At 60.7% G+C, this 26,097-nt stretch carries 22 protein-coding genes; 12 read left to right on the top strand and 10 right to left on the bottom strand.

The genetic code is table 11. The features are described 5' to 3' along the window. Nucleotides 1-17: 17 nt before the first annotated feature. Together ACR0K4_RS10095 and ACR0K4_RS10090 are read left to right on the top strand one after the other, a co-directional pair. On the top strand, nt 18-713 hold the full coding sequence (locus ACR0K4_RS10095) for an ABC transporter ATP-binding protein (protein ID WP_480853857.1): 696 nt from the start codon (nt 18-20) through the stop codon (nt 711-713). After that, the gene (locus tag ACR0K4_RS10090; protein ID WP_480853856.1) at nt 710-3,238 is read left to right on the top strand and encodes an ABC transporter permease; all 2,529 of its coding nucleotides are present in this window, start codon (nt 710-712) and stop codon (nt 3,236-3,238) included. Before ACR0K4_RS10095 ends, ACR0K4_RS10090 begins: the two co-directional genes overlap by 4 nt. Before the next feature lie 2 nt (nt 3,239-3,240). On the opposite strand, the gene ACR0K4_RS10085 is transcribed toward ACR0K4_RS10090, so the two are convergent. Beyond that, the gene (locus tag ACR0K4_RS10085) at nt 3,241-3,687 is read right to left on the bottom strand and encodes an RrF2 family transcriptional regulator (RefSeq protein WP_480853855.1); all 447 of its coding nucleotides are present in this window, start codon (nt 3,685-3,687) and stop codon (nt 3,241-3,243) included. 95 nt (nt 3,688-3,782) lie between these two features. Between ACR0K4_RS10085 and ACR0K4_RS10080 the strand changes: the two genes are divergently transcribed. Next, nucleotides 3,783-4,352 carry a gamma-glutamylcyclotransferase family protein gene (locus ACR0K4_RS10080; RefSeq protein ID WP_480853854.1) on the top strand — a complete coding sequence of 190 codons (570 nt, stop codon included), beginning with the start codon at nt 3,783-3,785 and terminating at the stop codon, nt 4,350-4,352. Between the two features lie 78 nt (nt 4,353-4,430). On the opposite strand, the gene gltX is transcribed toward ACR0K4_RS10080, so the two are convergent. Then, complete coding sequence (gltX, locus tag ACR0K4_RS10075; RefSeq protein WP_480518412.1) at nt 4,431-5,756, bottom strand: glutamate--tRNA ligase; 1,326 nt, start codon at nt 5,754-5,756, stop codon at nt 4,431-4,433. A 308-nt stretch (nt 5,757-6,064) separates the two neighbouring features. On the opposite strand from gltX, the gene ACR0K4_RS10070 reads away from it, so the two are divergent. Further along, entirely contained in the window at nt 6,065-6,997 is a 933-nt protein-coding gene (locus ACR0K4_RS10070; protein WP_480518410.1) for an MBL fold metallo-hydrolase, read from the top strand. A gap of 3 nt (nt 6,998-7,000) precedes the next feature. Here ACR0K4_RS10070 and ACR0K4_RS10065 read toward each other — a convergent pair whose 3' ends face one another. From ACR0K4_RS10065 to ACR0K4_RS10055, 3 genes are all read right to left on the bottom strand, one after another. Continuing rightward, a complete protein-coding gene (locus tag ACR0K4_RS10065) occupies nt 7,001-8,332 on the bottom strand; it encodes an NAD(P)/FAD-dependent oxidoreductase (RefSeq protein ID WP_480853853.1) in 1,332 nt (443 codons plus the stop codon). A gap of 159 nt (nt 8,333-8,491) precedes the next feature. Further along, entirely contained in the window at nt 8,492-8,758 is a 267-nt protein-coding gene (locus ACR0K4_RS10060; RefSeq protein WP_480518406.1) for a hypothetical protein, read from the bottom strand. A 310-nt stretch (nt 8,759-9,068) separates the two neighbouring features. Continuing rightward, entirely contained in the window at nt 9,069-10,727 is a 1,659-nt protein-coding gene (locus ACR0K4_RS10055) for an NAD+ synthase (RefSeq protein WP_480518404.1), read from the bottom strand. Between the two features lie 152 nt (nt 10,728-10,879). On the opposite strand from ACR0K4_RS10055, the gene ACR0K4_RS10050 reads away from it, so the two are divergent. Continuing rightward, nucleotides 10,880-12,334, top strand: coding sequence for an MORN repeat-containing protein (locus ACR0K4_RS10050; protein ID WP_480853852.1), 1,455 nt, complete (start codon nt 10,880-10,882; stop codon nt 12,332-12,334). Nucleotides 12,335-12,342: 8 nt separating this feature from the next. Here the strand turns inward: ACR0K4_RS10050 and ACR0K4_RS10045 are convergent, their stop codons facing one another. Continuing rightward, on the bottom strand, nt 12,343-13,008 hold the full coding sequence (locus ACR0K4_RS10045) for an SDR family NAD(P)-dependent oxidoreductase (protein ID WP_480853851.1): 666 nt from the start codon (nt 13,006-13,008) through the stop codon (nt 12,343-12,345). A 278-nt stretch (nt 13,009-13,286) separates the two neighbouring features. On the opposite strand from ACR0K4_RS10045, the gene ACR0K4_RS10040 reads away from it, so the two are divergent. Next, nucleotides 13,287-14,855, top strand: coding sequence for a 2-isopropylmalate synthase (locus tag ACR0K4_RS10040; RefSeq protein WP_480518398.1), 1,569 nt, complete (start codon nt 13,287-13,289; stop codon nt 14,853-14,855). A 151-nt stretch (nt 14,856-15,006) separates the two neighbouring features. Here the strand turns inward: ACR0K4_RS10040 and rlmJ are convergent, their stop codons facing one another. Further along, the gene (gene rlmJ, locus ACR0K4_RS10035) at nt 15,007-15,792 is read right to left on the bottom strand and encodes a 23S rRNA (adenine(2030)-N(6))-methyltransferase RlmJ (RefSeq protein WP_480518396.1); all 786 of its coding nucleotides are present in this window, start codon (nt 15,790-15,792) and stop codon (nt 15,007-15,009) included. A 155-nt stretch (nt 15,793-15,947) separates the two neighbouring features. On the opposite strand from rlmJ, the gene ACR0K4_RS10030 reads away from it, so the two are divergent. From ACR0K4_RS10030 to ACR0K4_RS10005, 6 genes are read left to right on the top strand one after another with little or no spacing between them, the layout of a single operon-like run. Continuing rightward, nucleotides 15,948-16,994, top strand: a complete 1,047-nt coding sequence (locus ACR0K4_RS10030; RefSeq protein ID WP_039523195.1) for a rod shape-determining protein — start codon at nt 15,948-15,950, stop codon at nt 16,992-16,994. A gap of 56 nt (nt 16,995-17,050) precedes the next feature. Continuing rightward, the gene (mreC, locus tag ACR0K4_RS10025) at nt 17,051-17,953 is read left to right on the top strand and encodes a rod shape-determining protein MreC (RefSeq protein WP_480518394.1); all 903 of its coding nucleotides are present in this window, start codon (nt 17,051-17,053) and stop codon (nt 17,951-17,953) included. Beyond that, the gene (locus ACR0K4_RS10020) at nt 17,946-18,482 is read left to right on the top strand and encodes a rod shape-determining protein MreD (RefSeq protein WP_480518392.1); all 537 of its coding nucleotides are present in this window, start codon (nt 17,946-17,948) and stop codon (nt 18,480-18,482) included. The genes mreC and ACR0K4_RS10020 overlap by 8 nt, the downstream gene beginning before the upstream one ends. Further along, nucleotides 18,479-20,428: a penicillin-binding protein 2 gene (mrdA, locus tag ACR0K4_RS10015; protein WP_480853850.1), complete on the top strand. Its 1,950-nt coding sequence runs from the start codon at nt 18,479-18,481 to the stop codon at nt 20,426-20,428. Before ACR0K4_RS10020 ends, mrdA begins: the two co-directional genes overlap by 4 nt. Then, the gene (gene rodA / locus ACR0K4_RS10010; protein ID WP_480518388.1) at nt 20,425-21,564 is read left to right on the top strand and encodes a rod shape-determining protein RodA; all 1,140 of its coding nucleotides are present in this window, start codon (nt 20,425-20,427) and stop codon (nt 21,562-21,564) included. The genes mrdA and rodA overlap by 4 nt, the downstream gene beginning before the upstream one ends. A 15-nt stretch (nt 21,565-21,579) precedes the next feature. Then, a complete protein-coding gene (locus ACR0K4_RS10005; protein WP_480853849.1) occupies nt 21,580-22,512 on the top strand; it encodes a 2-hydroxyacid dehydrogenase in 933 nt (310 codons plus the stop codon). Here the strand turns inward: ACR0K4_RS10005 and ACR0K4_RS10000 are convergent. From ACR0K4_RS10000 to dut, 3 genes are read right to left on the bottom strand one after another with little or no spacing between them, the layout of a single operon-like run. Next, entirely contained in the window at nt 22,509-24,524 is a 2,016-nt protein-coding gene (locus ACR0K4_RS10000; protein ID WP_480853847.1) for a M3 family metallopeptidase, read from the bottom strand. The genes ACR0K4_RS10005 and ACR0K4_RS10000 overlap by 4 nt on opposite strands. A gap of 58 nt (nt 24,525-24,582) precedes the next feature. Next, nucleotides 24,583-25,626 carry a HesA/MoeB/ThiF family protein gene (locus ACR0K4_RS09995; protein WP_480853846.1) on the bottom strand — a complete coding sequence of 348 codons (1,044 nt, stop codon included), beginning with the start codon at nt 25,624-25,626 and terminating at the stop codon, nt 24,583-24,585. After that, the gene (dut, locus tag ACR0K4_RS09990; RefSeq protein WP_480853845.1) at nt 25,627-26,082 is read right to left on the bottom strand and encodes a dUTP diphosphatase; all 456 of its coding nucleotides are present in this window, start codon (nt 26,080-26,082) and stop codon (nt 25,627-25,629) included. It abuts the gene before it with no gap. Nucleotides 26,083-26,097 lie beyond the last annotated feature (15 nt).

The raw sequence follows: 26,097 nt of genomic DNA, 5'->3' as shown, positions 1-26,097 counted from the left end.
TCCTTTCGGACCAAAACATGACAGCTTCTGTTCTGACCTTAGAGAATGCCGCTTTGTCGCTGGATGGCAATGCCGGACGGGTGGATATTCTGCACGACATTTCGCTGACGGTAAAAGAAGGCGAGAGTTTGGGACTGGTCGGGCCGTCCGGGTCCGGCAAATCGTCCCTGCTGATGTTGATGGGCGGGCTGGAACAGGCCACAGGCGGCAGCGTCAGCGCATTGGGTCAGGATCTGACCCGGATGGACGAGGACGCGCTGGCCCGGTTTCGGCGCGACGCGATGGGTGTCGTGTTCCAGAACTTCCACCTGATCCCCACCATGACCGCGTTGGAAAACGTTGCCACTCCGCTTGAGCTGGCCGGTCACAAGGATGCGTTTGATCGGGCAACTGACGAGCTGGCCAATGTCGGCCTGTCGCATCGCAGCGACCATTATCCTGCGCAGCTTTCGGGCGGGGAACAACAGCGTGTCGCCCTGGCACGCGCCTCGGCCCCGCGCCCCAGAATTCTGCTGGCCGATGAACCAACGGGCAATCTGGATGAGGCCAACGGGGCAGCGATTGTCGATCTGTTGTTTGGCCTGCGCGACAAGCACGGGGCGACACTTGTGCTTGTCACTCACAGCCATTCACTGGCGCAGAAATGTGACCGCGTCGTGCGACTGCGCGACGGGCGTATTGCCGACGAGATCCGGGCCGAGGCCGCCGAATGAGCCTGCGCCTGGCAGGGCGGCTGGCCCGGCGCGAACTGCGCGGCGGCTTGCGCGGGTTTTGGGTGTTTCTGGCCTGTCTCGCCTTGGGTGTCGCCGCCATCGCCGCCGTCGGGTCGGTACGCTTTGCGATCCAAACCGGGCTTGCACAGGAGGGCGCGTCTTTGCTGGGCGGAGACGCGCAGCTGGAATTCACATACCGGTTCGCCGACGATCAGGAACGCGCGTGGATGGCGCAGATTGCGCAACACGTGTCCGAGGTGGTCGATTTCCGCTCGATGGCCGTTGTGGGCGAAGGTCCGGATGCCCAACGCGCGCTGACGCAGGTGAAATCGGTAGATGACGCCTATCCGTTACTTGGCACCGCAGAACTGACACCCGATATCGGGTTGGACGCAACGTTTGCCGGAGCAGAAGGCTTGCCCGGCGCTGCGATGGATCAGGCCCTGATCGACCGCCTGAGCCTGTCGGTCGGAGATCGTTTTACCCTTGGCGCACAGACCTTTGTACTGATGGCTGCCTTGGAGCATGAGCCCGACGGGGCCGCCGATGGCTTCGGCCTTGGCCCCCGCACGCTGGTGCGCACACGGGACCTTGGGACCTCGGGCCTGTTGGAACCCGGCACCCTGTTTTCGACCAAATACCGGCTTGATCTGCCGTCCGGCACCGATCTGGCGGCGCTGTCAGCCCGGGCAGCGCAGGCGTTTGACGGGACCGGCATGCGCTGGACGGATGCCCGCAATGGTGCGCCTGGTATCGCCGAGTTCGTAACCCGCCTCAGCGCCTTTCTGGTACTGGTGGGGCTGTCAGGTCTCGCCGTTGGTGGAATCGGTGTATCCGCAGCCGTGCGCGCCTACCTGTCACAAAAGACCGAAACCATCGCCACTTTGCGCACAATAGGCGCCGACCGGATCACCATCTTCCAGACCTATGTGATCCAGATCGGTGTCTTGTCCGTCATCGGGGTTGTCATCGGATTGGCGCTAGGTGGAGTTTTGCCGCTTCTGCTGGCCCCCGTCATCGAAAGCCGCCTGCCGGTTCCGGCGGTGTTTTCCCTGTATCTTCAACCTCTGGCCGAGGCCGCCCTTTATGGTCTGTTGACCGCTTTTCTATTCACCCTCTGGCCGCTGGCCAGAACTGAAGAAGTGCGCGCCGCAACGCTGTTCCGCGATGCGCTGTCCACGGCCAGCCCACTGCCGCGGTTCGTTTATCTGCTGGCAACTGCCGCCGGTCTTTCGATCCTGATCGCGGCAGCGGCCTGGTTCAGCGGCTCGGTCAAATTGACCCTGTGGACCAGCGGCGGGTTGGTGGGGGCCCTGATCCTGCTGGCACTTTCGGCTTACGGTATTCGCCGCCTGTCGCGCGCCTGCGCCCCGTGGGCCCGGGGCCGCCCGGCCCTGCGCTGGGCGCTTGTGGCGATCTCGGACACGCGCGAGGGCGCGGCATCTGTCGTTTTGTCGCTTGGTCTGGGCCTGTCTGTGCTGGCGGCGGTCGGCCAGATTGACGGCACCTTGCGCAACGCGATTTCGGGAAACCTGCCCGATGTGGCCCCCTCGTATTTTTTCATCGACATCCAGAAGGATCAGATGCCCGGCTTCATGGAACGGCTGAGCACGGACCCCCAGGTCAGTCGTATCGAAAGCGCACCCATGTTGCGGGGCATCATCACCCGGATCAACGACCAGCCGGCCCGGGACGTGGCGGGGGATCACTGGGTTCTGGATGGCGACCGGGGCGTCACCTACTCCGCGCAGCCGTCCGATACAACACGCATCATCGATGGCACATGGTGGCCACAGGACTACGCAGGCGCTCCGCAAGTCAGCTTTGCCGCAGAAGAGGCCGAGGAGATGGGTCTAAACATCGGCGACCAGCTAACCGTGAACATTCTGGGCCGCGACATCACCGCCACGCTGACGTCGACCCGCGAGGTCGATTTTTCCACGGCAGGCATGGGCTTTGTCATGTCGATGAACCCATCAGCCTTGGCCGGAGCCCCCCATAGCTTCATCGCGACAGTCTATGCCGAAGAACAGGCCGAAGCCGCCATTCTAAGCGATTTGGCGGGGCAATACCCAAACATTACAGCAATCCGGGTGCGGGACGCGATTGACCGGGTATCAGACCTGTTGGCCGGAGTGGCGGCCGCCACCTCCTACGGTGCGGGCGTGTCGCTGCTGACCGGATTTCTGGTGCTGATCGGCGCCGCCGCTGCAGGCGAACCTGCCCGCCGGTACGAGGCAGCTATCCTGAAAACACTGGGCGCAAACCGTCCCCGTATCCTGCTGAGCTTTGCGCTGCGTGCTGTCTTGCTGGGCGCCGCTGCGGGTTGTGTCGCACTTTTGACGGGCATATTGGGCGGCTGGGCCGTGGCGACCAATATTTTCGAGACTGACTTCACCATCATATGGCGATCGGCCGTGACAATTGTGTTGGCTGGCATTCTGGTCACGCTGGGCGCAGGACTTGCTTTCGCCTTGCGCCCGCTGGCCGTTCGTCCGGCGCGGATTCTGCGGGCCAGCGACTAAGTTCAGCGCACGCAAGCCACCGGTTGCAGAATCCGCAGCAACTGGTCGTTGTCGCACACCAACGCGTCCAGCGTAATCTCGTCCAGCGAGGCATAGAATACCTCAGCCGCATCCTGCAGAGCCAGCCGCAACCGGCAGGCATCTGTCAGTGGACATGTGTTGTCGGCGTCCGCAAAACACTCGGCAATGGGCAGCGCGCCCTCCACGTGCCGGAACACAGACCCGATGCGAATCTGATCCGCATCGCGCGCCAGAGTCATACCGCCATTGCGGCCCCGCTGCGTGCTCAGATACTCCAGTTGACTCAGTTGGTTGATCACCTGCGCCAGATGGTTTTCCGAGATGTTGCACACTTCCGCAATTTCGGATTTGGTGACAAGCCGGTCCTGATGCGCCGCACAATACATTAGCAGGCGCACCGCTATATTCGTCCTTTTGGTGATCCGCATGATGACCTCCCAAATTTCAAGATGCGATCTTATTGCATGTTTGGCAAAAAAGCGGTTTGACATACATCAATCGTGATCAAAGGACGCAGAGGCTTATGGCAGACCCTTACTTTTTTGGCTACGGCAGCCTCGTGAACCTCGCGACCCACGACTTTCCCGACCCGCGACCGGCCAAACTGAAAGGCTGGCGGCGTGCCTGGCGACACACGGACCTGCGCCCGGTTGCCTTCCTGACCGCGATCCCCGACCAAGACACTGAAATCGAAGGCATGATTGCTCATGTCCCAAAGAACGACTGGGCTGCGCTTGATGAACGGGAATGGGCATATGACCGGGTCCCCGCGACCCAGTCGGTCACGCACCCGCTGACCCATGATGTCGAAATCGCAGTCTACGCCGTACCAACCGCGCGCCACACCTCGCCGACAGATCGGCACCCCCTGGTGCTCAGCTATCTCGACGTGGTGGTCCAGGGTTATCTGCACGCGTTCGGCGAGGATGGCGCAGACCGGTTTTTTGCCACCACCGAAGGTTGGGAGACACCGATCATCAATGACCGCAGCAACCCCCGCTATCCACGCCACCAACAGTTAACCGACGCCGAGCGTCGCTTTGTCGACGCCCGCTTGCAGACGTTGCCCACCCGCATCATTCAGCCAGAATAACGGATGGGCAGAGACACCGCTGCCCTTCTTCTGTTCAAAAATACCTCCGCCGGAGGCACGCGCCGCACGGCGCGTCTGTCATCCGCGCGCGCGGATGACCTGCAACAACGGCAATAAAACCGCCATCTCCGGCCCGCGCTCCATTCCGGTCAGCGCCTTGCGCAGCGGCATGAACAAGCCCTTGCCCTTTCGGCCCGTCGCCTCTTTCACCGCCTTGGTCCAATTGCCCCAGGTCTCGCCGTCGAAGGGACCCTCAGGCAGCAACGCAATAGCCTCCGCGATGAAGTCACGATCCTCGTCCGCAATCAGCGGTTCTGCGCCATCGCGGCACAGCTCCCACCAGCCTTTGAGATCCGCCAAAGTGGTGATGTTTTCGCGCGCCATAGTCCAGAACGGCTCGGCCAGATCGGCGGGAACACCTGCGTCAGCGACGGCTTCGGCCACTTCTGCCAGCGGCAGTGACTGCAGATGCCTGGCCGTGAGCGGGAACAGGTCCTGCACGTCGAACTTGGTCGGCGCCGCCCCAAAACGGTTGATGTCAAACCCATCGATCAGTTCGGCCATGTCCGAGCGCAATTCGACCGGATCAGACGACCCCAACCGCGCCATCAGGCTCAGCAGCGCCAGCGGCTGCACACCCTGTTCCCGCAGATCCCGCAGTGCCAGCGTGCCCAGACGTTTAGACAGAGCCTCGCCCTGCGGACCGGTCAGCAGCGAATGGTGTGCGAAGCGGGGGCAAGTGCCGCCCAGAGTCTCGATAATCTGTATTTGCGTTGCCGTATTGGTCACATGGTCCGACCCGCGCACCACATCGGTCACGCCCATCTCGGTATCGTCCACCACTGAGGCAATGGTATAGAGAACCTGACCGTCGCCCCGGATCAGTACCGGATCAGAGACCGAGGCCGCGTCGATCGAGATATCGCCCAGAATTCCATCGGCCCACTCGATCCGCTCATGGTTCAGCTTGAACCGCCACACCCCGTTGCCACGCTCGGCGCGCAGGGCATCTTTCTCGGCATCTGACAAAGCCAGCGCTGCGCGGTCGTAGACCGGCGGTTTGCCCATGTTCAGTTGCTTCTTGCGCTTGAGATCCAGCTCGGTCGGCGTCTCGAACGCCTCATAGAACCGGCCCATCTCGCGCAGCTTATCCGCAGCCTCGGCATAGCGGTCCAGCCGCTCGGACTGGCGTTCAACGCGGTCCCAGTGCAGGCCCAGCCATTCCATATCCTGCTTGATCGCATCGACATATTCTTCCTTCGACCGCTCGGGGTCGGTGTCATCGATACGCAGGATGAATGTGCCGCCTGCCTTGCGTGCGATCAGGTAATTCATCAGAGCGGTGCGCAGGTTGCCCACATGGATGTATCCGGTGGGCGACGGGGCGAAACGGGTCGTTGTCATGGGTGTCTCCTGTTGGCGCGGCTCATGTCACAGGAACGCGGTTTTGTCCAGCCAAACAGGGAAAACGCGCCGGGCGGCGCGTGCCTTCGGCGAGAGTATTTTGGAAAAGATGAAGCGAGGAGTGCCCACTGCCCCGGCATCTGGATTTTTCTAATGGCAAAAGCGCGGGCCGCAGGGCCGGGCTCGCGACCTAAACAAATATTAACACGTAATGTTCAACCACGCAGAGTATATCATGGGCGTATACAGTGGCGACGGGTCCTGACTGATCTATTTCACACAATCATGCTCTGACAGGGAGAAGAAAGATGACCATCAAGATGACACGACGGGCGGCCCTTGGCGCGGCCGCAACTTTGCCATTTGCATCCGCGGCAACTCCGCTTTTGGCAGCTGGAGGCGAGGCAAAGGCCAGTTCGACCATCGCGAAGTCTTTTCATCTGGGCGACTTTACGGTGACAACTTTGCTGGATGGCAGTCTGCCGCGGGATGGCGCCAAGGAGATATTCGGCGGTGGTGCAACGGACGAGGAATTTGCGAAGGTTTCAGCCGAAAACTTCATTCCAGCCGACAAGGCTCATTTCTATTTCACTCCGACTCTGGTGAACACAGGATCGGAACTGGTGCTGTTTGACACAGGCCTGGGTCAGGGCGGCATTCAGGCTGCATTGGCGGATGCGGGCGTAACACCTGATCAGATCGATGTTGTGGTCATCACCCATATGCACCCCGACCATATTGGTGGCATGACCACCAATGACGCTCCGACCTTTACCAATGCGCGCTATGTCACCGCATCGCCCGAGTACGATTTCTGGGCAGCGCAGGAAGCCGGCAATCGCGTTGGCGATCTGGTTGCAGCCAAGGTTACGCCGCTGGCTGAGAAGATGACCTTTGTCGAAGACGGCGGCGAGGTTGCCTCGGGCATTACTGCTGTTGCCGCCTATGGGCACACGCCCGGCCACACGGTGTATCATCTGGAAAGCAACGGTCAGCGGCTGGTTCTGACTGCGGATCTGGCGAACCACTACATCTGGTCCTTCGCGCATCCGGAGTGGGAGGTGCGGTTTGACATGGACAAACCCGCCGCAACAGCCTCGCGCCGCAATGTGCTGGGCATGCTGGCCGCCGACAAGGTTCCGATGATCGGGTATCATATGCCGTTCCCGTCAGCGGGGTATGTGGAACCGCGCGGGGACGGGTTCCGCTTTGTGCCTGTCAGCTATCAGATGATGGGCTAAGCTCTAATAGCCAGGATCCGGCCGCACCACTGAGCCATCCGTGAAACGGGACAGGCGAAAGGCGGTCGGATCGACGCAGGGCGTCGCACCGGTGACCATGTCCGCAATCAATCGCCCCGCGCCCGGACCGATTCCGAAACCATGACCCGAAAAGCCGGTCGCGATATGCAGCCCCGGCACGTCATGCACTTGGGATATCACCGGGATGGCGTCCGGTGTTACGTCAATCATACCTGCCCAGCTTTGAACAATCTCCGCTTGTTCCAGCGCCGGGAATGTGGCCCGCGCGTTTGCCCATGAATGTCGCAGCGCCTTTGGTGACGGGTCCGGGTCAAGCACCCGGCATTTTTCGAAAGGGGTGACATCGGTGGGCAACCATGTTCGGTCCTCCTGCGCTTCGATGGACCAGCGACGGGACAGTCGAAATCGAAGCGCCTTCCACTCTTGCCGGAAGGCGGGCAGGAATTGCCGGGCCAGACGAAAACTGTCGGGCACAATGTCCACCGTGTTCTGATGGCCCGAGGCGATGGAGTACCCACCGTCGGCCCGTTTGCGGATTGCAAAATCGTCCGACCAAAATGCCGCTTCTGGTCCTTGCGGCGCGGGCGACGTGCGCAGTACCGTATTCAGGACTTTCAATTGCGGCAGCGCTATGCCTGCATTTCCGGCAAAGAGCCGGGACCACGCACCACCTGCCAACACGACTTGACTGCAGGAGACACGACCCCTTTCCGTTGCAACACCGGCAACCTGACCGGCTTGCATGTCGATGCTGCGAACGGCGCAATTGGTCATGATCACCGCGCCGCGGTCGCGCGCGGCCTCGGCCATGGCCGGGGCCGCCCATTGTGGTTCAGCCCGCCCATCTTGTGGCATACAGAGAGCGCCAACGGATTCACCGGCCTTGCCGGGCAGCAAATCGGACAGCTGCGCGCCGCGGATCATGGCGGCCCCGGTCCCGAGGGCCTCGACATGGTGCATCCATCGTTCCAGGTTGTTGGCCATTTGCCTGGTCGCGGCGTCAAACACGATGCCCGACTGAACATATCCCGTTTGGCGCCCGATCCGTGCATCCAGACCTTGCCAGATATCGATGGCCACCTGCATCAGAGGGATTTCGCGCGGATCCCGCATACCCAGACGGACCCATCCCCAATTGCGTGAGCTTTGTTCTGCCCCGATCCGCCCCTTTTCACAAAGCAGTACGGAAATACCTCGCTCGGACAGTTCCAGCGCGGCGGACACCCCGATGATTCCGCCACCGATGACAACCACTTCAACGTGCTTGGGAAGACCTAGATCAGATTCGACAGGGGTCGGAGTTGGGCCGGGCATCAATCGCTCGTGTCAGTTTCCTTGCGATGCAATGGAGCCGAAACACAAGAGTGCAGGCAACGGCTATTACCTTACCTTTGCGCAATTGCGTGAAGCTGTGGCCAAACGGCCAAAAGCCCGCCGGAAGGCGAGCTACGAAAGGCCAGTTTCACGGAATGATCAGGCGGCGCCCGAGAACTCGATCCACTTCTGACGAAGCACCGCGCCCAGACCAGCGTGTTCCTCGCGCAGGTCAGCCGGATCCTGCGGCATCAGGTCAGGAAAGACCGAGTGCGCCTCGGCAGATTCTGAAACAACCGGATCTTCCGCTTTGAGCAGGTCCGCGATTGCGGCATCTGTCTTGGCTTCGTCCAGCGCTCGGCCTTGCGATTCCATCTGCTTCCATTGCAGCGGAGCATGAAGCGGCGTGTCATAATCATTTGCCATTCTTACCACCATAACCTTTACAAGCATCCAAACACACAGATGCGGTTTCCAGAACTTGACCCGACATGGCGACCCCTGATCTTGGGGCCGCCGTTCGGATTACGTCACGTTTGCCCAACTTAAGGCAAACCCCCGGCACAAATGTGGCAAAAGAAGGGCTGTGAGGCAAGTGCAACCAGCGCGCGCATGGGGATTTCACCCACAACCGTAGACAATAAAAACCTGAAGGATGGATTGTCGCCCAATCAGCGTAAAATTCGCCACAATTCGACAGAGCAGTCTGACATGAAAAGTCGAATTAAGGCCTGTTTCAACCGCGATCGCGCCAACGATTCACAATCGGATAGCGACGATCCAGCCAGAACGCACGGGGTGTCAGCCGTGTGCCCGGGGCGGATTGAAAGCGTTTGTATTCGCTGATGTAGATCAGATGTTCGACCCGCTTGACCTCGGTCTCGTCATACCCGGCCCCCACGCAATCGGCGATGGAACCATCCTGATCCACCAGAATGTCCAGAATGGCATCCAGAACCGGGTAATCCGGCAGGCTGTCGCTGTCTTTCTGGTCTGCGCGCAGCTCTGCGCTTGGGGGCTTGTCGATCACGGACGGGCGGATCACCTCGCCTTCCGGGCCCATCATCCAGTTGCGATGGTTGGCATTGCGCCAGCGACAGGTCTCGAACACGCGGGTTTTATAGAGGTCCTTGATCGGGTTGTAGCCGCCGTTCATGTCACCGTAAATCGTGGCATATCCGACGGCGATTTCGGATTTATTGCCAGTGGTCAGCAGCATCTCGCCAAATTTGTTCGACAGCGCCATCAGCAGCAGCCCGCGCAACCGGGATTGGATGTTTTCTTCGGTCAGGTCCTCATCCCGCCCCGCGAACAAGGGGGCCAGCGTGTCCGAGACAGCGGCGCGGCTGTCCGAAATCGGCACATAGTCGTAATGCACGCCCAATGCTCGGGCCACGGCTTCGGCATCGTCCAGCGACGCCCGGCTGGTGTATTCCGACGGCAGCATCACGCAGCGCACGTTCTGCGCCCCGATCGCGTCCACGGCGATTGTCGCCACCAGGGCGGAATCGACTCCGCCCGAAAGTCCCAGAACAGCCTTTTTGAACCCGGTCTTGCCCATGTAGTCGCGCAAAGACTGCACCATCGCGCGATAGTCCTGCTCCCATGCGTCCGGCTGCGGCACAATCTCGGCGGGGTTGATCCGCCAGCCTTGATCACCGCGCAGCAAATCCACGTGGCACACGGCCTCGTCAAAGACGGGCATTCGAAAGGCCAGCTCTCCTCCGGGGTTCAGACCAAACGTGGCCCCGTCAAAGACCTGATCATCCTGCGCGCCCACCATGTTCAGATAGATGACGGGCAGCCCCGTTTCCACGACGCGCGCTACCATGTGGTTCAGCCGCACATCATACTTGTCGCGATAATAGGGCGAACCGTTGGGAATCAGCAGAAACTCAGCCCCCGTCTCCTCAAGCGTTTCCGAGACATCCTCGTGCCAGCCATCCTCGCAGATCGGGCTGCCGATTCGGGTGTTGCCCACCGCATAGGGTCCGCCCATCGGGCCCACGTCATACAAGCGTACCTCGTCAAATACGGTCTCGTTCGGCAAGTGATGTTTGAGCACCTTGCTGGCGATGCGACCCCCTTTCAGGATCAAGTACGCATTGAACAGCTTGCCGTCTTCTACCCATGGGCCACCGATAGCCAGGGCAGGCCCATCTGAACATTCGCGGGCCAGAGCCTCGACGGCAGCCATTGCGGCGCGGTGAAACACAGGCTTCATCACCAGATCCTGCGTGTTGTAACCGGTGATGAACATCTCGGGCAGGGCAACCAGATCGGCATTTGCGTCCCGGCCCTGCCGCCACGCATCCGCAGCCTTGGCGGCGTTTGCCTCAATATCCCCGACGGTGGGGTTCAGTTGCGCCAGCGTGATGCGGAAACGATCGGCCATTTTACCCTCTTGCCTTCGTCAGTCTTTCAGGGATTTAGCAGATCATGCCGCAAGTGAAAGGCAAATGCGGCAAAAGCCGTTGCCCTGCCCCCGACGGTATCCTAGTTTTGCCCAAAGAACCGACACCACCGATCAGGCAGGGCCAAATCATCATGAACGCGATCCGCATATCCATCGCCGCTGCAGCCTTCGCCTTTGCCACGCAGGCCAGCGCCCAGCAGGACGGCCAGATCATTGTCGCCGATGACGATGTGGGCGGGGTCTATGAGGGCACGTTTGAAAATGGTTTGCGACATGGCACCGGCACCTATCGCCTGCCAGACGGGTTCGAGTATTCCGGCGAATGGGTCGCGGGCGAGATTCAGGGACAAGGCATTGCACGCTATGCCAACGGCTCGATCTATGAAGGCAGCTTCGAGAAGGGCCAGCCGCATGGACAGGGCAAGATCCAGTTCTCGGATGGCGGCAGCTATGATGGGGAATGGTCCGAGGGTGCAATCAACGGCACCGGCGTTGCCGAATACGCCAATGGCATGCGCTACGAGGGTGGATTCAGAAATGCGCGGCATCATGGCAAAGGCGTGATCTCGGATACCGGCGGGTATTCCTATGATGGAGAGTGGGCCGATGGCGTCAAACAGGGCTCGGGTACGATTACCTATGCCGGGGGCGGCACCTATGCGGGTGAGATTCTGGCCGGTCAGCGTCATGGGCAGGGCGAACTGACCATGCCCGACGGGATGATCTATGCGGGTCAGTGGACCGAGGATCGGATAACCGGCACCGGACGGCTGACTCAGGCGAATGGCGATGTCTACGAAGGCGATCTGATCGATGGCCGCAGGCAGGGCAAAGGCAAGGCCACTTACGCCAATGGCGACGTCTACGAAGGGGATTTCGTGGATGATCAGCGCCATGGTCAGGGAACATTTACCGGCACGGATGGCTTCGTCTACACCGGTGAATGGACCAAGGGCCAGATTGAAGGGTTGGGCGAGGCAAGCTATCCGGACGGCTCGGTCTATATCGGCGATTTCAAGGGCGATCTGGCCGAAGGCAAAGGCCGGATCACCTATCCCGATGGCTCGTCTTATGATGGCGACTGGATTGCCGGGGTGATCGATGGCGAAGGCACCGCCACTTATTCCAACGGCACTGTTTACAAAGGCCAGTTCAAAAACGCCCGCAACCACGGCACCGGAGTGCTGACTTATGCGGACGGGTACCGCTACGAAGGCGACTGGATCGACGGCATCCGTCAGGGCAAGGGCGCGGCGACCTATGCTGACGGTACGGTTTACACCGGCGATTTCGAACAGGGGCAACGCCATGGTCAAGGTGAGATCGTGATGGCCAACGGCTTCAAATACACCGGCCAGTGGACCGAAGGGAAAATCACCGGCTCGGGCACGGCGACTTATTCCAACGGCGATGTCTACGAAGGCAACTTCGTTGATGCAAAACGTCAGGGCACCGGGACAATGACCTACGCCAATGGCGAGGTCGAAACCGGCGTCTGGGACAACGGTGCTTTATCCGAAGGTGGCGCGGAGGCGCCTTCTGACCCGGAAGCTGTCCCGGCAGGCGCAGATAGCTCAGACGGGTAAAACGCCGATCACCACGGGATGGACTTACCCGCCCAGTCAAAGAAACCACCGGTGTCCTCTGGCGTCAGGCCCGCGATCACCGATAGCAGGTTGTGTGCAGCCTCGTCCGGCGCGACCGAGGGATGGCGACCCAGGTATTTTTGGGTGAATGCGGTATTGACCGTACCGGGATGTAATGACACGCAAACCGCCTGCGGATGCGTACGGGCAAGTTCAATTGCAGCTGTGTGCACGATCTGATTGACGGCCGCCTTGGCGGCACGATAACTGACCCAGCCTCCCAACCGGTTATCTCCGATAGACCCTATTCGGGCAGATAAGATGCCCATTACCGATCGCCGGTCATGTGGCAGCAATCGGAAAGCATGTTTCAGGATCAAGGCCGGGCCAACCGCATTCAGCGCAAACTGATCCATCATGGCCCGCGCCGAAACCGCCCGCATCGACTTTTCCGGCGCGGCCCCGTCGATCTCCAGGGCACCGCTCGCCACAAGGATCAGATCATACGGCCCTTCCAGCCGGGAAAGGGTTTGTTCGGCACCATCCGGGTCCATTAAGTCCAGTCCGTCTTGCGTACGTGACAGGCCAGTGACCGCGACCTGTTGCGCGCGCAGGCACAGGGAAAGCGCCTGTCCGATACCGCCGCTTGAACCGATGATCAGTGCCGATGCCATGGGCGGAAACCTAGCGGGTTCCCGTGCGTGTTCAACGCTCTGCCGGTATAAATACATAATGCAGACATTTTCTTTCTTTTCATTCCCAATCCGCATTGTATAACCTGACCTCATGATCAACCGCGCAGATATCCCCTTTGCCGACACCGCCCTTCGCGGTGCGTCGCTGCGTGGCCTACTGATCCTAATCCGCCTCTGAGCGTGCCATCCGGCGCGCCCGCTCAGAGGAGGACGCCCGCGCGCCATAGGCTTTAGGACAGAAGAAGAAAGAGTACCCCATGACAAACGTGACCGAACAAGACCGCGTCTTGATCTTCGACACCACTTTGCGCGACGGCGAGCAGAGCCCCGGAGCGACCATGACCCATAACGAGAAGCTGGAGATTGCCGAGCTGCTGGACGAAATGGGCGTCGACATCATCGAGGCCGGATTTCCCATCGCCTCTGAAGGTGATTTCAAGGCCGTAACCGAGATCGCCCAGCGTTCAAAAAACAGCCGAATCTGCGGTCTGGCGCGCGCCAATTTCGCCGATATCGACCGCTGCTGGGAGGCGGTGAAGCACGCCGGGAAGAATCGGATTCACACCTTTATCGGCACCTCTCCGCTGCACCGCGCCATCCCGAACCTGACCCAGGACGAGATGGCCGACAAGATACACGAAACGGTCAGCCATGCGCGCAACCTGTGCGAAAACGTGCAGTGGTCGCCGATGGACGCGACGCGGACCGAGTGGGACTATCTGTGCCGCGTGATCGAGATTGCGATCAAGGCGGGCGCGACGACGATCAACATCCCCGATACGGTGGGCTACACCGCCCCGGTCGAAAGCGCCGATCTGATCAAGCGCCTGATCGAGACGGTGCCGGGCGCGGATGAGGTGATCTTCGCCACCCACTGCCACAACGACCTCGGCATGGCGACCGCGAACTCGCTGGCCGCTGTCGCGGGCGGTGCGCGTCAGATCGAATGCACCATCAACGGGCTGGGCGAACGCGCAGGCAACACCGCGCTGGAAGAGGTCGTGATGGCCCTGCGCACCCGCAACGATATCATGCCGTGGCACACGGGCATCGACACGACCAAGATCATGCATATCTCGCGCCGCGTGGCGACGGTGTCGGGCTTCAACGTGCAGTTCAACAAAGCTATCGTCGGCAAGAATGCCTTTGCCCATGAAAGCGGCATTCATCAGGACGGGATGCTGAAGAACCGGGAAAATTTCGAGATCATGCGCCCCGAGGATATCGGCCTGTCCGGAACCTCTCTGCCTTTGGGCAAACACTCGGGTCGCGCCGCGCTGCGCGACAAGCTCGAGACTTTGGGCTTTGATGTAGGCGACAACCAGCTCAAGGACATCTTCGTTCGGTTCAAGGATCTGGCCGACCGCAAGAAAGAGGTGTTCGACGACGACCTGATCGCCTTGATGACGCTGGATGAGGCGGATGATTACCTGCAACTGGTCTCGATGAAAGTTACCTGCGGCACCGGCGGTCAGGCGGAATCGACCGTTGAGCTTGAGATGGACGGCAAGGACATCATAGCCACCGAGCATGGCGATGGGCCGGTTGACGCAACCTTCAAGGCGATCCGGGCGATCTATCCAAACAAGGCCCATCTTCAGCTTTATCAGGTTCATGCGGTGACCGAAGGGACAGACGCGCAGGCCACGGTTTCTGTGCGGCTGGAAGAAGACGGGATGATTGCAACCGGCCAGTCCGCGAATACGGATACGGTGGTGGCCTCGGCCAAAGCGTACATCCATGCTTTGAACCGCCTGATCGTTCGGCGCGAGAAAACCGGCCCCGGCAGCGATGCGCGCGAGATCAGCTACAAAGATCTGACCTGATCACCGTGTAAGGCGGGCTCCCGCACCCGCGGCAGTCCGGCTGCGCCGAACCACCTTGCGGCTTTGGGCCCGGCTGCGCGCCTGCAGCGCGCAGCCGGGCCCAACTCGATTGGCGGCATCTTTGATGCTGGCAATCGGGGCGGGAGCCCTCCTAAAGCCCTTCAAACAAGGCTGACAAGCGCGCCATTTCTTCGCCAATGCCAAACGGCGCATTCACAAAGAACATCCCCGATCCCACCATTCCATGCCCGTCGCGCGCAGGCGGGAACCAGACTTCGTGCCCTTCGGCTTTGGGCAGGTTTTGTTTGCGCAAAGCCTCGATCATCGGTTTATGCCGGCCATCCGTCAGGATCGGGTACCACAAGGCAATCACCCCGACATTCCATTTCCGATGCGCCTTTGCGATGAACCCCGGCAGGCGGTCATATTCCGATTTGATTTCGTAGCTCGGGTCAATCAGCATCATTCCCCGGCGCGGCATCGGGGGTAGAAGCGATTGCGCCAGCGCATACCCGTCCTGTTTGTAAACCCTGGCACCATGGGGCGACAACGCCAGCGACAGAGCGGCGTATTCCTGCGGATGTAGTTCGGCGAAATGGAGATTATCCTGTTCTCTTAACAGATTGGCCGCGATCAGGGGCGAGCCTGCATAGGCCTGCGCCCCATATTGCGCCCGAACCTTTGCCAGCGCGGTTGACAAGGCATGACCTGCCCCGAACCACCCATCCCGTTGCGCGCGTTTGATCCCGGCTGAGGCCTCACCGGTACGTACCGCTTCGGCAGTATCCAGGTGGTATAATCCTCGTCCCGAATGCGTTTCCAGATAAGTGATCGGTTTATTCTTGCGGGTCAGATATTCGAGCGCACATGCCAACAAAGCGTGCTTTTGCACATCAGCCAGATTTCCAGCGTGGTAAATATGTTGATATGAGAGCATGTTGCCTTCTAAAGTCCCAATCAATAAGGCGGAAAGGTGCTGATTGTCGCGGAATCAGCCCTTTTACCGGGCGAGATGGCACCCTATAAGACATCCGTCCCGGAACCGTCGAGTCGCGGGCAGTGAAAATTCTGACGAACGGGATCAGTGAAAACATGGGAATCTTTGGCAATCTGGGCGGCCTGTTCACAGCGGACATGGCGATTGACCTTGGGACGGCGAACACGCTGGTTTATGTCAAGGGGCGCGGTGTAATCCTGTCTGAACCCTCGGTTGTCGCGTATCATGTCAAGGATGGCGTCAAGAAAGTGCTGGCGGTAGGCGAGGACGCCAAGCTGATGCTGGGCCGCACGCCCGGGTCCATCGAAGCAATCCGTCCGATGCGCGAAGGCGTAATTGCCGATTTCGACACTGCCGAAGAAATGATCAAGCACTTCATCCGCAAGGTGCATAAACGCTCAACCTTCTCAAAGCCCAAGATCATCGTCTGTGTCCCCCATGGCGCGACGCCCGTTGAAAAACGCGCGATCCGCCAGTCGGTTCTGTCAGCAGGTGCCCGCCGGGCCGGTCTGATTGCCGAGCCTATCGCGGCCGCAATTGGGGCTGGCATGCCGATCACCGATCCGACCGGCAACATGGTCGTCGATATCGGCGGCGGTACCACCGAGGTGGCCGTTCTGTCGCTGGGCGACATCGTCTACGCGCGCTCGGTCCGCGTCGGCGGAGACCGGATGGATGAGGCCATCATCTCGTACCTGCGGCGTCAGCAGAACCTGCTGGTCGGGGAATCCACCGCTGAACGGATCAAGACCACCATCGGCACTGCCCGCATGCCCGACGATGGTCGCGGGCAGTCGATGCATATTCGTGGGCGCGACTTGCTGAATGGTGTGCCGAAGGAGATTGAGATCAGTCAGGCCCAGGTGGCCGAGGCGCTTTCGGAACCTGTCCAGCAGATTTGCGAGGCAGTGATGACCGCGCTGGAGACCACGCCGCCCGATCTGGCGGCTGACATTGTTGACCGGGGCGTGATGCTGACCGGCGGCGGCGCTCTGCTGGGCGATCTGGACCTTGCCTTGCGCGAACAGACCGGTCTGGCCGTGTCGATCGCTGACGAAAGCCTGAATTGTGTGGCTTTGGGCACCGGCAAAGCGCTGGAATACGAAAAACAACTGCGCCACGCGATTGACTACGAAAGCTAAGGCGCGCACCCTTACGGGGTGAAAACTCGGGCACGAGCAGCACGGGAAGGTAACCTGTGGCAAAGGACCGATCACAGCGCGACGAATACACAACCCCTCTGCGCCGCCTGCTGTTGGGGATAGTCGTTCTGTGCCTGCTGGCGATCTTTCTGGTCTGGCGCATTGACAGTCCGCGCGTGGAAAGATTCCGCGCGCAGGTGGTCGACAAGGTCGTCCCATCTATGGAATGGGCCATGGTTCCGGTGACCGCCGCCGTAAACCTTTTGCGCGATTTCCAAAGCTATCAGCGGCTCAGCGCCCAAAACCAGGAATTGCGCAGCGAATTACGTCTGATGCGCGCCTGGAAAGAGGCCGCGCTGCAGTTGGAACAGGAAAACGCCCGCCTGCTGGACCTCAACAATGTGCGGCTCGATCCGAGGCTGACCTATGTGACCGGCGTTGTGATGGCCGACAGCGGATCGCCCTTCCGGCAGTCAGTGCTGCTGAACGTGGGCGCCCGGGACGGCATCATGGACGGCTGGGCCACGATGGACGGGATCGGCGTGGTCGGGCGTATCTCGGGCGTAGGGCCGGACACGGCACGGGTTATCCTGATGACAGATGCCAGCAGCGCCATTCCGGCAACCATCCAACCCTCGGGTCAGACGGCGTTGGTTGCGGGGGACAATACAGCGGCACCGCTGGTGCAATTTCTGGAAAACCGCGAACTTGTCCGACCCGGCGACCGGGTTGTCACCTCGGGTGACGGAGGCGTGTTTCCCGGCGGCTTACTGATCGGTCAGGTCACGGCCGATCCCGGCGGCCGATTACGCGTGCGCCTGTCGGCTGACTTTGAGCGGCTCGAATTCCTGCGCGTCCTGCGCTACCAGTCGGCCCCGACGATTCGGGACCCCGGAGGTATCGTGGGCCCCAAACGGCCCGAGGCCGCGCTGGCCCCGGCGGAGGTCGGTGATGGATAATCAGGCCTCTCATATTTGGTCCAAACGGATCCTGTACCTCGTTCTGGCCACATTGGTGATGTTCCTCCACCTGCTGCCACTGGACACCAAACCGGATCGCTGGCCATTCCCGGACGTCCTGATCGCACTGACTTTTGCATGGACCCTCAGACGTCCGGAATATGTGCCCACGGTGCTGATCGCTTTTGTTTTGCTGATGGCCGATTTGCTGCTGCAGCGCCCGCCGGGATTGCTGGCCGCACTTGTGGTTCTGGGCGCATCATATCTGCGCTCTGCTGCACCCGGAATGCGGGACGGCGGTTTTGCAAGTGAATGGACCGCGGTAGCGATGGTGATCACGACGGTTTTTGTTCTGAACCGTGTGATTCTTGCTATTCTGTCGGTACAACAAGCGGCTTTGGGACCGGTGATGGTGCAAGTGATACTGACGATTGCGGTCTATCCTCTGATCGTTCTGCTGAGCCAGAGCGTCTTTGGCGTGCGGCGCATGTCGGTGGCGGACCCTGCGACACTGGGGGCCCGCACATGAAACCGCGCAAACCCAAATCCCAGGGCCTCGCCTATAAACGCCTGCCCCGCCGGGCGCTGGTGCTGGGTGGGCTGCAGGCAGCGTTTGTCGGCGGGCTGGCGGCCCGGATGCGGTTCATGCAGGTCGATCAGGCGGATGAATACCGCCTTCTGGCCGAAGAAAACCGCATCAATATCCGTCTGATCCCTCCGACACGTGGCCGGATTTATGATCGCAACGGGCAGATCATCGGGCAAAACTCGCCTTCCTACCGCATTGTGATCGTGCGCGAGGATGCGGGCGATATCGACAAGGTGATCGCGAAACTGTCCAACCTGATCCCGCTGACCGAGGATGAGATCGAGCGTGCCAAGACCGAGATGCGCCGTTCGGCCCCGTTCCTGCCGGTCACGCTGGCCGATCAGGTGACCTGGGAAGACATTTCAAAGGTCGCAATCAATGCCCCGGCCCTGCCCGGCGTTACGCCCGAAGTGGGTATGACGCGGCAATATCCCCGGTACGAGGATTTTGCCCATGTGGTCGGCTATGTCGGCCCGGTCAGCGATTATGATCTCAGTCAGATCGAAGACCCCGAACCGGTGCTGCGCATTCCGCGCTTTCAGATCGGCAAGGTCGGGCTGGAGGCGAAACAGGAAATCAGCCTGCGCGGCAAGGCTGGTGCCAAACGGGTCGAGGTCAACGCCACCGGTCGGGTTATGCGCGAGCTGGACCGGCAAGAAGGCACCGCCGGGGCGGACCTGCAATTGTCGGTCGATGCCGATCTGCAGCAATACGCTCAGGCCCGTCTGGCCGGGGAAAGCGCCGCCGCCGTGGTGATCGATTGCGAAACGGGGGATATCCGGGCAATCAGTTCCGCGCCCAGTTTCGACCCCAACCTGTTCGTGCGCGGCATCTCGGTGGCCGACTATCGCACGCTGACCAATGACAATTACCGCCCGCTGGCCAACAAGACCGTGCAGGGCACCTACCCGCCGGGTTCGACCTTCAAGATGATCACCGCGATGGCCGCGCTTGAGGCTGGCGTGATCGGACCCGGGAACACGGTTTATTGTCCCGGTCACCTGAAGGTCGGCAGCCGCCGCTTTCACTGTTGGAAACGCGGCGGACATGGGACAATTGACCTGAACCTGTCGCTCAAGCGCAGCTGTGACGTGTATTACTATGACGTGGCCGTGCGGACCGGGATCGACAAGATCTCGGATATGGCGCGCACCTTCGGTCTGGGCGTCAAGCACGATATCCCCATGTCTGCCGTCGCCGCTGGCCTTGCGCCCAATCAGGCGTGGAAGGAACGGGTACACGGCGAAGGCTGGCTGGTGGGTGACACTGCCAACGCTTCGATCGGTCAGGGCTTTATGCTGGCGTCTCCGCTGCAACTTGCCGTCATGACGGCGCGCATTGCCACAGGCCGGGCGGTGAAACCGCGGCTGGTCCGCTCGATCAACGGGGTTGAGCAGCCCTCGGGCGCAGGAGAGCCGCTGGCCGTCAACCCCAACAACCTTGAGCACGTTCGTAAGGCTATGTTCTCGGTCTCGAATGACCGGGGCGGAACAGCCTATCGCAGCCGTATCATCGCCGATGAATATCGCATGGCGGGCAAGACAGGCACCAGTCAGGTACGCAACATCACCAAGGCCGAGCGCGCCGCTGGTGTGATCCGAAATGAAGATTTGCCATGGGAACGCCGCGACCACGCGTTGTTCGTCAGCTTTGCGCCCTATGACAATCCAAAATACGCCATTGCGGTGGTGGTGGAACACGGCGGCGGCGGCTCCAAAGCCGCGGCGCCGGTGGCCCGTGATATCCTGTTGCAGGCGCTCTATGACGGCACTCCTCCGCTTGAGGCCTATCCCGCCGGGGACCGCGATCGCATCAAGGAACAGCAAAAACGGCTGGAAGGCGACCGCCGTCCCAAAGCACGCCCGTCCGAGAAGGATCGCGCGTGAGTTATCTTGAAAATACCGTCAAATCCACGCCATCGGGATTCCGTAAGTTCCTGTATATGAACTGGCCGCTGACGCTGCTCTTGATCAGCGTCGCAAGTGCCGGGTTCCTGATGCTGTTTTCCGTGGCAGGCGGATCATGGCGGCCCTGGGCCGAGCCTCAGATGGAGCGATTCGGGCTGGGCCTGACGGTGATGTTCATCATCGCGCTTGTGCCTATCTGGTTCTGGCGGAACATGTCAGTGGTGGCCTATCTGGGCTCGATCGGGCTGCTGGTCGTGGTCGAGCTTTTCGGTACGATCGGCATGGGCGCGCAGCGCTGGATAGACCTTGGTTTCATGCGGCTGCAGCCGTCCGAGGTCATGAAAGTCGCGCTGGTGATGGTGCTGGCCGCCTATTACGACTGGCTGCCCGCGCATAAGACATCGCGCCCGATCTGGGTCATCATCCCGGTCCTTCTGATCCTGATCCCGACCTTTATGGTGCTGCGTCAGCCAGACCTCGGCACTTCGATCCTGTTGCTGGCGGCCGGGGGCGGGCTGATGTTTCTGGCCGGAGTACACTGGGCCTATTTCGCAGCGGTGATTGCTGCGGGCGTGGGGTTGGTCGCTGCGGTATTCAACAGCCGGGGAACGGAATGGCAGTTGCTCAAGGACTACCAGTTCCGTCGCATCGATACCTTTCTCGATCCCTCCACCGATCCGCTGGGCGCAGGCTATCACATCACGCAGTCCAAGATTGCGCTGGGGTCCGGCGGGTGGAACGGGCGCGGCTTTATGCAGGGCACTCAGTCACGGCTGAACTTCCTGCCCGAAAAACACACCGATTTCATCTTCACCACACTGGCTGAAGAGTTCGGCTTTGTGGGAGGTATAACGCTGCTGATCCTCTATGCGATGATCCTGATCTTCTGCACGGTCACAGCACTGTCTACAAAGGACAGGTTTTCGTCTCTGGTGACATTGGGCATCGCTTTGAACTTTTTCCTGTTCTTTGCCGTCAACATGTCGATGGTCATGGGGCTGGCTCCCGTCGTGGGTGTGCCGTTGCCGATGGTCAGCTACGGCGGATCGGCGATGCTGGTTCTGATGGCCGCCTTTGGCATCGTTCAAAGCGCCCATATCCATCGTCCCCGATAAGCTGAAAGGCTACAGATGCCCGTGAACGTCCTGTTTTCCGCGCGCGCCGAGCTTTGGCCCGTGTATCACCCTCTGTTGTCCCAAGGGCTGACCGATGCCGGGCTGGAGTTCAGTTTGGCCACTGAAATGGCCCCCGATCAGGTTGACTACGTTGTCTATGCCCCCAATGGAGGACTACGCGATTTCACGCCCTATTCCCGCCTCAAGGCCGTTCTGAGCCTCTGGGCCGGGGTCGAGACGATCTCGGACAACGAAACCCTGGCTGTCCCGCTGGCGCGAATGGTGGACGGCGGCCTGACGCAGGGCATGACGGAATGGGTGGTTGGCCATGTGCTGCGGTATCACCTTGGAATGGACAGGCACATTACAGTGCAGGACGGCGTCTGGATCCCGGCCCCTCCGCCGCTGGCGTCGGAACGTCATGTCTGCATTCTGGGTCTCGGCGCACTGGGCGAAGCCGCCGCCCGAGCGCTGAGTGGGTTGAATTTTCAGGTTTCAGGGTGGAGCCGCACTGCCAAAGACATCCCCTCAGTGGCATGTCTGTACGGTACCGGCGGATTACGTAAGGCCCTGTCCCGGGCCGAGATCGTTGTCTTGTTGCTGCCCGATACGCCGGCGACCGAAAATGCCCTGAACGCGGAAACACTTGCGATGCTGCCGAAGGGGGCGTGCATCATCAACCCCGGGCGCGGTCCCCTTATCGATGATGACGCTTTGCTGGATGCTTTGAATTCTGGGCAAGTGGGTCACGCCACGCTGGATGTCTTCCGCACCGAGCCATTGCCTGCTGATCATCCGTATTGGGCACATCCCAATGTGACGGTTACACCCCATATCGCTTCGGAAACCCGCCCGGCGACGGCCGCGCAGGTGATCCTAGAGAACATACGGCGCGGCGAGGCCGGTGAGCCTTTCCTGCACCTTGTTGACCGCGATCTGGGTTATTAGGCCGCGATAAGGCCGCGCCCTTTTAACAGCGCCTCAACCCCAGGCAAGCGGCCCCGGAACGCCAGGTACAGATCTTCGGCCTCGCGTGAACCGCCGGTAGACAGAATGTTGTCCTCCAACGCCTTGGCGCGTTCGGGGTCAAACGCACCGCCTGCTTCCTCGAACGCTGCAAACGCATCCGCATCCATGACCTCGGACCACATATAGCTGTAATAGCCCGAGCTATAGCCGTCACCCGCAAACACATGGGCGAAGTGCGGTGTGGCATGGCGCATTCCAATAGCCGAGGGCATCCCCAGATCGGCCAGAACTTCGGCCTGTCTGGCCATCGGGTCAGCGGGGGCGGCCCCATCGTGAAAGGCCAGATCGACCAGCGCCGAGGCCACATATTCGACCGTCTGGAACCCCTGATCGAAATTGGCGGCTTGCAGCACTTTCTCCAACATCTCCTGTGGCATTGCCGCGCCGGTATCAGCATGAGTTGCAAATTCAGCCAGAACTTCGGGCACTTCCAGCCAATGCTCGTAAAGCTGACTGGGCAGTTCCACGAAATCACGCGCAACCGAGGTGCCCGAGACGCTTTCATAGGTCACATCCGACAGCATCTGATGCAGGGCATGGCCGAATTCGTGAAACAGGGTCCGCGCGTCGTCATAGGATAGCAGCGCCGGGTCGCCCTCGGCAAAGTTGCACACGTTGATGACGATCGGGGTCTGAACCTTCGGATGTCTGGCCTGAGATCGCATGGCACTGCACCAGGCACCCGACCGTTTCGAACCCCTTGCGAAGTAATCTCCGATGAACACCGCCACATGCTGGCCGTTTCGCGTCACTTCCCACGCCCGGCAGTCAGGGTGATACAGCGGGATGTCCAGCGCTGCGAACTCCAGACCGAACAGGCGATTGGCGCAGGCAAATGCCGCCTCGATCATCCGATCCAGTTGCAGGTAGGGTTTCAGTGCCGCCTCATCCAGATCATGCTCGGCCTTGCGGCGCTTCTCGGCATAGTAGCGCCAGTCCCACGCGGCCAGCGGGCCATTGACGCCGTCCGTCTGCATCATCCGGGTCAGGATATCTGCGTCCGCCTCTGCGCGCGCCCTGGCCGGTTCCCAGACCTGCATCAGCAAGTCGCGCACACGGTCAGGTGTACGGGCCATCTCGGTTTCCAGCTTGTAGGCGGCGAAACTGTCATAACCCAGCAGATTGGCCCGTTCCGCGCGCAGTGCCAGAATTTCCGCTGCGATTTCACGATTGTCTGTCTCGCCTCCATTTGCACCGCGCGCGGCCCATGCACGATAGGCTGTCTCGCGCAGGTCCCGACGCGGAGAGAATTGCAGAAAGGGTACGATCAGAGATCGCGACAAGGTCACAACAGGCCCATCCGCGCCCTTTTCCTGCCCGGCGGCCCGGGCCGAAGCCACCACGAAATCGGGCAATCCTTGCAGATCATCCTCGGACAGCTCCATGAACCAGTCCCGCTCATCCGCAAGCAGATTCTGTGTGAAGGACGTACCCAAAGAGGCCAGCCGCGCCTTGATCTCCTGCATGCGGGCATCGCTTTCGCCAGTCAGCGCTGCACCGGATCGGACAAACCCGCGATGGGTCAGCATCAGCACACGGGCCTGTTCTTCGGTCAGGTTCAGCGCATCCTTGCGCGCCCACAGGTCGGACAAACGTTGAAACAGAGCCTTGTTCGACGAAATAGCCGAGAAATGCGCCGCCAGTTTGGGTGAGAACTCCCGCTGCAAGGCTTCGCGCGCCGGATTGCTGTCGGCACCGGCAACGGTGAAAAAGACCGACAGGACCTTGTCCATCTGTTCCCCGGCCGCTTCCAGCGCCTCGATGGTGTTTGCAAAACTCGGCGCATCCGGGTTGTTTGCAATCGTTTCGATCTGTGCCGAATGGGCCTGCATGGCCGCGTCCAGAGCGGGGGCAAAATCCGTATCCGAAATCTTTTCGAACGGAGCGATTTCAAACGGGGTGGTCCAGTCGGACAGGATCGGGTTGGTCATGGAACTCTCCTTTGCATCCTACCTAGGAGCGGGGATGCGAATGATCCAGTCCGGACGCTTATTGAGCGCCGCAAACCGGACAATCCGTGCGGCGCGACAGGCTGATCTTGCGGCTTTCCCCATAAAGCGCGTCATAGATCAGCATCTCGCCGCGCAGGGTCTGTCCTGCGCCGGTGATCACCTTGATCGCCTCGACCGCCATCATTGACCCGACCACCCCGGGCAAAGGCCCGATCACCCCCGCCTCGGCGCAGGAGGGGGCCAGTCCGGGGGCCGGGGCTTCGGGGAAAATACATTGATAGCAGGGCGCATCGCTGGCCGGATCGAACACGCTGAGCTGCCCTTCCCACTGGGACAGCGCCCCCGAGATCAGGGGTTTGCCCAGCGCGACCGCCGTGCGGTTGGCCAGATAGCGCGTTTCGAAATTGTCTGTACCGTCAAGGATCAGGTCAAAGTCCGAGAACTGATCCGGTGCGATGTCATCCGTCAGGCGGCGGTGATACGGCAGGGCAACGACGTTGGGGTTCTGTGCCTGCATCGCCTGTTGGGCCGAAAACACCTTGGGCATCCCGATATCCGCATCCCGGTGGATCACCTGCCGCTGCAGGTTGGCGTTCTCGACCACGTCATCATCGATGACACCGATAGTGCCGACGCCAGCTGCGGCCAGATATTGCAGGGCTGGCGCGCCCAATCCTCCGGCGCCGATCACCAACACGCGCGCCCGTTTCATCTTCTTCTGCCCCGGCCCACCCAGCTCGCGCAGAACGATATGGCGGGCATAGCGTTCAAGCTCGGTCTCGGAGAATTGGTCGGATGGCATGGCAGGCTCCTTGGGCACGGCGGGCGCTGCCCGGTTGCGCAGCGCGTTCAGCACCCTTCCATAAACCAGAACCAGAATGGCGAAACCACCCAATATCAGCCACATCGCCGCAGAGCCGCCAGTCGCCTCGCGCAACGGATGACCATCGGGCAAAATCAGCTGCGCAACGATCACGCCCAGCAACAGCACCCCGACTGAAACCATTCGGGCCATTCGGGACACGCCAGCCACATATCCAATGGCCCACAATGCCGCCGCTAGAAGAAGTACCAGCAGCATCTAGCCGCGCCCGGTCGAGCCGAACCCGCCCTTGCCGCGATCTGTCTCGCTCAGCGCGTCTGCCGCCTCGAACGTCGCTTGAACCACAGGGGCGACCACCAGTTGGGCGATGCGTTCGCCGTGGGTGATCTCGAACATCTCATGTCCGGCGTTCAACACGATCACCCCCAGCGGGCCGCGATAATCACTGTCGATCGTGCCCGGCGTATTTGGCAAGGTAATGCCATGTTTCAAGGCCAGACCCGAGCGTGGGCGAACCTGTATTTCATAGCCGCTGGGGATTTCGACGCGCAATCCCGTGGGCACCAGCGCGCGCTGACCGGGCGCAAGCGCAACAGGCGCTTTGTCCGGAAGATTCGCGCGTATATCGGCCCCAGCCGCGCCGGGTGTTTCGTAAGAGGGTAACGGGATCGAAGGATCGGACCCGGCCTCGCGAATGACGCGGATTGCAACCATGACTGCTCCTTTTTT

Source organism: Ruegeria sp. K11 (genome assembly GCF_056531905.1).
Note: the sequence above shows the minus strand (reverse complement) of the source record. Positions and strands in the feature narration are given on the sequence as shown.